Origin of the sequence: Paraburkholderia sp. SIMBA_054 (genome assembly GCF_046534875.1) — a bacterium.
Classification (GTDB): Bacteria; Pseudomonadota; Gammaproteobacteria; order Burkholderiales; family Burkholderiaceae; genus Paraburkholderia; species Paraburkholderia hospita.
In genome coordinates this window covers 1-297 of the sequence record NZ_JAWRXV010000533.1, presented here as the reverse complement: position 1 = coordinate 297, position 297 = coordinate 1, and the positions used below count along the sequence as shown (strand labels likewise).

Below are 297 nucleotides of genomic sequence, written 5' to 3'. Positions count from 1 at the left end.
ATTTGATGCAGCAAGGATCCCTGAGAATTTGAAAGAGGCGTATCGACAGAAACGTTGCGCCTTGCTCGTAGGCGCGGGTGCATCTGTCGGTGCCGGATTGCCGAATTGGGGCGGGTTGCTTGAAAAAATGATTGCTGCGGCCGAAGCTCATGCTGTGATATCTGCAGAACGGATCAGCGAGTACCGCGCGCTGGTCGTTGATCCCTCTAAGTTCCTGATGATCGCGTCGGCCTTGAAGGACGACCTTGGACCTTATTTTGATGGTTTTATTCGTAACACGTTCGTCGCGCCGAAGCC

At 53.5% G+C, this 297-nt stretch carries 1 pseudogene; it reads left to right on the top strand.

What is annotated here, in order from left to right:
• Positions 1–297, top strand: a pseudogene (locus SB822_RS56220) (hypothetical protein); the annotation flags it as partial.